This is a genomic window from Pseudomonas sp. LARHCG127 (assembly GCF_052871455.1).
This window is the reverse complement of sequence record NZ_JBIXJT010000001.1, coordinates 411,585-417,668: the sequence shown is the minus strand read 5'-3', so window position 1 is coordinate 417,668 and position 6,084 is coordinate 411,585. Positions and strand designations below refer to the sequence as shown.

General features: G+C 63.3%; 5 protein-coding genes. 4 read left to right on the top strand and 1 reads right to left on the bottom strand.

Annotation, left to right across the window (positions count from 1 at the left end):
• Nucleotides 1-121 precede the first annotated feature (121 nt).
• Nucleotides 122-1,468, bottom strand: a complete 1,347-nt coding sequence (locus tag ACIPQ1_RS01885; protein ID WP_411387174.1) for an MATE family efflux transporter — start codon at nucleotides 1,466-1,468, stop codon at nucleotides 122-124.
• Nucleotides 1,469-2,019: 551 nt separating this feature from the next.
• Here ACIPQ1_RS01885 and ACIPQ1_RS01880 point away from each other — a divergent pair.
• From ACIPQ1_RS01880 to ACIPQ1_RS01865, 4 genes are read left to right on the top strand one after another with little or no spacing between them, the layout of a single operon-like run.
• Nucleotides 2,020-3,237, top strand: coding sequence for a methyl-accepting chemotaxis protein (locus ACIPQ1_RS01880; RefSeq protein ID WP_250964936.1), 1,218 nt, complete (start codon nucleotides 2,020-2,022; stop codon nucleotides 3,235-3,237).
• Between the two features lie 11 nt (nucleotides 3,238-3,248).
• Entirely contained in the window at nucleotides 3,249-3,617 is a 369-nt protein-coding gene (locus tag ACIPQ1_RS01875; protein WP_186709275.1) for a response regulator, read from the top strand.
• 15 nt (nucleotides 3,618-3,632) lie between these two features.
• Nucleotides 3,633-3,917, top strand: coding sequence for an STAS domain-containing protein (locus tag ACIPQ1_RS01870; RefSeq protein ID WP_446533472.1), 285 nt, complete (start codon nucleotides 3,633-3,635; stop codon nucleotides 3,915-3,917).
• Nucleotides 3,918-3,953: 36 nt separating this feature from the next.
• A complete protein-coding gene (locus ACIPQ1_RS01865; protein ID WP_446533471.1) occupies nucleotides 3,954-6,056 on the top strand; it encodes a chemotaxis protein CheA in 2,103 nt (700 codons plus the stop codon).
• Nucleotides 6,057-6,084 lie beyond the last annotated feature (28 nt).

The following is a 6,084-nucleotide window of genomic DNA, read 5'->3' as shown; positions in this document are numbered from 1 at the left end:
GGCGGCGGTTCGTGCCGTTCCCCGGTTTCCTCTCCTTTTTTTTTGATTTCCACACCCCCCCCCACCCCCCCCCCCCCCCCGCTCCCACATTTGGATTTGAGTTGTGTCACACAGCAGCGATCTACACCAACCGCTCGATCGGCTGATGCTGCCACACCCGCTTGTAGTACAGCGTCTGCAACAGCAGCATGCTCAGGTAAGCCACCGGAAACGCCATCCACACCCCTTGCAGCCCGAAGCGGGCGTCCAGCAGATACGCCGCCGGCACTTGCACGGCGACGATGCAGAAGATCGAAATGGCGACCGGCGCCAGCACCGTGCCGCTGGCGCGCATGATGCCGCCAACGATTGCCTGGAAACCGAACACCAGCAAGCTCCAAAGCATGATATGCAGCAGGTGTTCGGCCTGGATCCGCGCCGCCGGGTCAGTGATGAACAGCCCCAACAGCCAGTGGGACAACAGGTAGCCCAGCAGCACCAGCCCACCGGTGAGCCAGAGGTTGATCGCCAGCCCCGTGCGCAGGATCGGCCCCAGGCGCTCCAGGCGCCCGGCACCGATGGCCTGGGCGCCGAGGATCGAGGCGGTGATGGCAATCGACAGCGCCGGAAACTGCACGTAGTTGACGATCTGCGTCACCGCGCCGTAGGCCGCCGTGGCCTCGGAACCGTGGCGATTGACCAGCGCGAGGATCACCAACTCTGACAACGAAATCACCACCATCTGCAACCCTGTGGGCAGGCCAATGCGCAGCACTTTGCCAAGGATGTCCTTGTCCAGGCGCATCGCGGCGAACAACGCACGGTCCGGCGCCAGGGCATGCTCGCGACGATTCAGGCGCCACGCCAGCATCAGCATCGCCGACGTCGTCCCCACCAGCCCCGCCCATGCCGCGCTCTGGATGCCCATCTGGGGCAAACCCAGCCAGCCGCGAATCAACGCCGGCGTGAGCAGCAGCCCGACACTGGTGGACACCAGCAGCGCCAACATCGGTGACACCGTATCGCTCACCCCGCGCAGCAGTTGGGTGAACAGCACGAATACCAGCAACATCGGCAAGATCCACAGCATGACCCGGGCATAGGAAACGGCGTCCTCCAGCACATCGGCCGGCGTGCCGAGCCCCTGCAACGCCTCCCGCGCAAAGACACTGCCAAGCACCGCCGCCGCCAGGCCGATGATCGCCCCCAGCAATAAGGTCGCCCCGGCAATCGCCTTCACCTTGCCGGTTTCGCCGGCGCCATAGGCCTGCCCGATCAACACCCCGGCCCCCGCGCCCAGGCCGATCACCAACGCGATAAAGAAAAACACGATGGGAAACATGCCCGACACCGCTGCCAACGCCTGGGTCCCCAGCATCTGGCCGATGTAGATGCTGTTGAGCGTGCCGGACATGGACTGCAGGAAGTTGGACAGGACCATGGGAAGCAGGAACAGGAGATAGGTTTTCCAGAGAGGCTGGGTGGGCATGGGAGCTCTGATGGCAGGTTTGAAAATCCGGGTGCCGGTAATTTAGCTCAATCCATACAACTCGTTTCAGAAGATTCGGCGCAGGCTGCTCTTATGGCTCTTATGGCTCTTGTGGCTCTTGTGGCTCTTGTGGCTCTGTGGCTCTTGTGGCTCTGTAGCTCTTGTGGCGAGGGAGCTTGCTCCCGCTGGGCTGCGCAGCGGCCCCGAAACCTGGACACGCCGTGTATCAGGCTGACCTCGCCAGCCGCTTTTGGGACCGCTTCGCGCTCCAGCGGGAGCAAGCTCCCTCGCCACAAAGGCCCCTTAAGCCATCTCCCTCGCCACAAAAGCCCCTCTGCGCGCACTTCCCGCCACGCGGCTTATACCTTCGTCGGGGCCATTCGACATTTCCCAGACTGCGTCTAATCTGAAGGCACAGTGCCACGTACTGGGTAGGCCAATGCCTACCGCAATACCGGAATCGGACAGCCGGTCTTAAAGTCCGAGTAAGGGTCGCAGATAACCAGTTATTCGCAAATAACCTGTTAGCAACACTGTTCAAGGACCGAACCATGACGTCGTATTCTCACGGTCATTCCCTTTCCCAACCACAACCGCGCATCCTCTGGAGTGCCGTGCTGGTGGCCATTGCCGCGAGCGTTGGCGTGCTCGCGCTCAATGGCGCGAGTGCATCGAACATCGGCTTGAGCGTGGCGATCCTGGCCTTGGGCGCCGGGGTTGGCGTGTGGGCTGCACGCTCGCAACGCCAGCAGTTCGACAGCGCCCTCGCCGCCGCCATGGCCGACCACGACCTGCAAGGCAGCGAGCACCAGGCTCATAAAACCCACGCACAATTCAACGAAGTCATTCTCGGTGCCATGCCGATCTGGGCCAAGCAAGTCGAAAGCTCCCGGCAGCAGACCGAAACCGCGATCGTCTCCCTGACCAGCCGCTTCACCGGCATTTCGTCGCGCCTGGAAGACACCGTGCAAGCCTCGCAACTGGCCGCCGGTGAACTGGCCGGCCAGAGCAACGGCGGTGCCGTGCAGGTGCTGGCCCAGAGCGAAGGCGAACTGGTCAAGGTCATCGATTCCCTGAAGGCCACCCAGGCCAGCCGCGACGAAACCCTGGCCCAGGTGCGCAACCTGACGGCTTATACCGGCGAGCTGCGGACCATGGCCGCCGACGTCGCGGCGATTGCCGCGCAGACCAACCTGCTCGCCCTCAACGCCGCCATTGAAGCCGCCCGTGCCGGCGAAGCCGGGCGTGGCTTTGCCGTGGTGGCCGACGCCGTGCGCAGCCTGTCGAGCAAGTCCAGCGAGACCGGCCAGCAGATGTCGGCCAAGGTCGACATCATCAACACCGCCATCACCCAACTGGTCCATGCCGCGTCCAGCGGTGCCGACCAGGACAGCCATTCCGTCAGCGCCTCCGAGCAGAGCATCCAGCAGGTGCTGGAGCGCTTCAAGAGTGTCACTGGCCGGCTGGCCGACTCGGCCGACATGCTGCAACGGGAAAGCTTCGGCATCCGCGATGAACTCACCGAGGTGCTGGTCAGCCTGCAATTCCAGGACCGGGTCAGCCAGATCCTCAGCCACGTGCGCGACAACATCGAGGACCTGCATGTGCACTTGCAGCAGGCCAGTCAGTCGCCCGAACAGGCTGTTTCCATCGACGCCCGCCAATGGCTGGCGCGCATGGAAACCACTTACGCCACCGACGAGCAACGCCGCAATCACCACGGCGACTCGAGCGCGCAACAGACTTCACAGGAAATAACCTTCTTTTAGGAGAGCCGTTCATGGCTAAAAGTGTATTGGTTGTCGACGACTCCGCGAGCGTTCGGCAGGTGGTCGGCATCGCGTTGAAAAGTGCCGGCTATGACGTGATCGAAGCCAGCGATGGCAGGGACGCCCTGGGCAAGCTCAACGGCCAGAAAGTGCACCTGATCATCAGCGACGTGAACATGCCCAACATGGACGGCATCACCTTCGTCAAGGAGGTCAAGAAGCTGGCCAGCTACAAGTTCACCCCGATCATCATGCTCACCACCGAATCCCAGGAATCGAAGAAACAGGAAGGCCAGGCTGCTGGGGCCAAAGCCTGGGTGGTCAAGCCGTTCCAGCCGGCGCAGATGCTGGCGGCGGTCTCCAAGCTGATTCTTCCTTGATGGCCGGAGGCTTAGATGCCGTTGCACTACGAAACAAACGATGACACCGCCCAGGTGCACATCGACGGCGAGCTGACGATCTACACCGCGGCCGACCTGTCTGCGCAATGGTTGCCGCACCTGGGCGCAACACCGCGGATGGCCCTGGATCTGTCGCAGATCACCGAGATGGACGGCGCCGGCCTGCAACTGCTGCTGATGGTACAGCGCGAGGCCTCCAGGGCCGGGACTCAACTGAGCCTGACCGGCCAAAGCAAGGCCGTCACGGAAACACTTGCCCTGTGCAACCTGGTTGCCTAGGACTGCAATACGTCGGACACGACAAAGGATATGAGCGTGAGCATCAATCTCGATCAGGCACAACAGACCTTCATCGTCGAGGCACGGGAACAGTTGCAGGCGATGGAAGAGTCGCTGCTGCACCTGGAAACCGACCCTGGTGACGATGACGCCATTGGCGCGATCTTCCGGGCGGCCCACACGATCAAGGGTTCGGCCGGGCTGTTCGGCCTGGAACCGATCGTCAGTTTCACCCACATCGTCGAAGACGTGCTCGATCGCCTGCGCAACGGCAGCGTCGAGGTGGACGCCGGCCTGATCGCGGTGCTGCTCAAGTCCAGCGATCACATGCTGGAACTGATCAACGTGGCCGCCAACCAGGGCGGAACGCTGCCGCCGCCGGCCCTGCAACGGGAAGTGGAGCTGTGCCAGATCCTGCAGGAGTACCAGGCGCCCTCGCCCGCCGCAGCCCCGACGCCAGCCCCTGAAACCAACACCAGCGAACCCGGAGAAACACGCCTCTGGCACATCTCCCTGCGCTTCGGCCAGGACGTGTTCCGCAACGGCATGGACCCGCTGTCGTTCCTGCGCTACCTGCAAACCCTGGGTGAAATCGTCGACATCGCCACCCTGACCGACGCCCTGCCCGCCGCCGAGGCCTGGGACGCCGAGTCCTGCTACCTGGGCTTCGACATCGCGTTTCGCTCGGCCGCCAGTCACAGCGCGATCAACGAAGTGTTCGACTTCGTCCGGGAAGATTGCGAAATCGACATCGTTGCCATCGATGACGCCGCCGCACCACAGGGAAACACTGGCCTGGTCACGACCTCGCCGGAGCCGCCCGAGGAAAACACCGCGTTGGTCGCCACCGGCGAATTGCTCGGCGACCAGCGCAAGACACCGCGCATGCCCGCCCAGATCGCCACCGACAAACAGCCGGTGACCAGCGACAGCAAAGGCAAGGACGGCACCTACGTGCGGGTCAATGCCGACAAGCTCGACGAGTTGATCAACCTGGTGGGCGAACTGGTCATCGCCAGCGCCGGTGCGAGCCTGCTGGCCCGCACCTGCCACAACGACCCGTTGCAGGAAGCCACCTCGTCCGTCTCCGGGCTGGTGGAAGAAATCCTCGACGGCGCCCTGCGCCTGCGCATGATCCCCATCGGCGAAACCTTCAACCGCTTCCGTCGGGTGGTGCGCGATGTCAGCCAGGAGCTGGGCAAGGACATCGACCTGATCATCAGCGGCGCCGAGACCGAGCTGGACAAGACCGTGGTGGAAAAAATCGGCGACCCGCTGATGCACCTGCTGCGCAACGCCATGGACCACGGCATTGAAACCGCCGAGGCCCGCCTGGCCGCCGGCAAACCGGCCAAGGGGCACCTGCATCTCAATGCGTACCACGACTCCGGCAGCATCGTGCTGGAAATCGCCGACGACGGCACCGGCCTGAACCGCGACCGGATCCTGGAAAAAGCCCAGGAACGTGGCCTGGTACCCCAGGGTGCCAGCCCCACCGACCAGGAAATCTACAACCTGATTTTCGAACCTGGCTTCTCTACCGCCCAGGCCGTGACCAACCTGTCGGGGCGTGGCGTGGGCATGGACGTGGTCAAGCGCAACATCACCCTGCTGCGCGGCACCGTCGACCTCGACAGCCAAACCGGCAAGGGCACCGTGGTGCGCATCCGCCTGCCGCTGACCCTGGCGATCATCAATGGATTCCTGGTGGGTATCGGTCAGTCGACTTATGTCATTCCGCTGGACATGGTCCAGGAATGCATCGAGCTGAGCGAAGACGATGGGCTCGCCAGCCGCGAACAAGGCTACCTCGACCTGCGCGGCGAGGTGCTGCCCCTGGTCTACCTGCGCGATCACTTCAACCATGAAGGCCCGCCCGCGCGTCGGCAGAACGTGGTGGTGGTGCGCTACGCCGAACTCAAGGCCGGGCTGGTGGTGGATGACTTGCTGGGTGAATTCCAGACCGTGATCAAGCCGCTGGGCAAGCTGTTTGGCGCCCTTCGCGGCATCAGTGGCTCGACCATCCTGGGCAGTGGCGCCGTGGCGTTGATTCTCGACGTACCGGCCCTGCTCACCCAGATCGCCCAGGCCGAAAACCGCTTCAACCCGACTCAACTACAACAAGCCAACGCTCGCTGACGCTTTTAGCAACTCCATGGAGAGGTAC

What these genes read in the sequence shown, in the direction of transcription:
- ACIPQ1_RS01885 (WP_411387174.1), bottom strand. Translation starts at nt 1,468, where the DNA reads ATGCCCACCCAGCCTCTCTGGAAAACCTATCTCCTGTTCCTGCTTCCC.
- ACIPQ1_RS01880 (WP_250964936.1), top strand. Translation starts at nt 2,020, where the DNA reads ATGACGTCGTATTCTCACGGTCATTCCCTTTCCCAACCACAACCGCGC.
- ACIPQ1_RS01875 (WP_186709275.1), top strand. Translation starts at nt 3,249, where the DNA reads ATGGCTAAAAGTGTATTGGTTGTCGACGACTCCGCGAGCGTTCGGCAG.
- ACIPQ1_RS01870 (WP_446533472.1), top strand. Translation starts at nt 3,633, where the DNA reads ATGCCGTTGCACTACGAAACAAACGATGACACCGCCCAGGTGCACATC.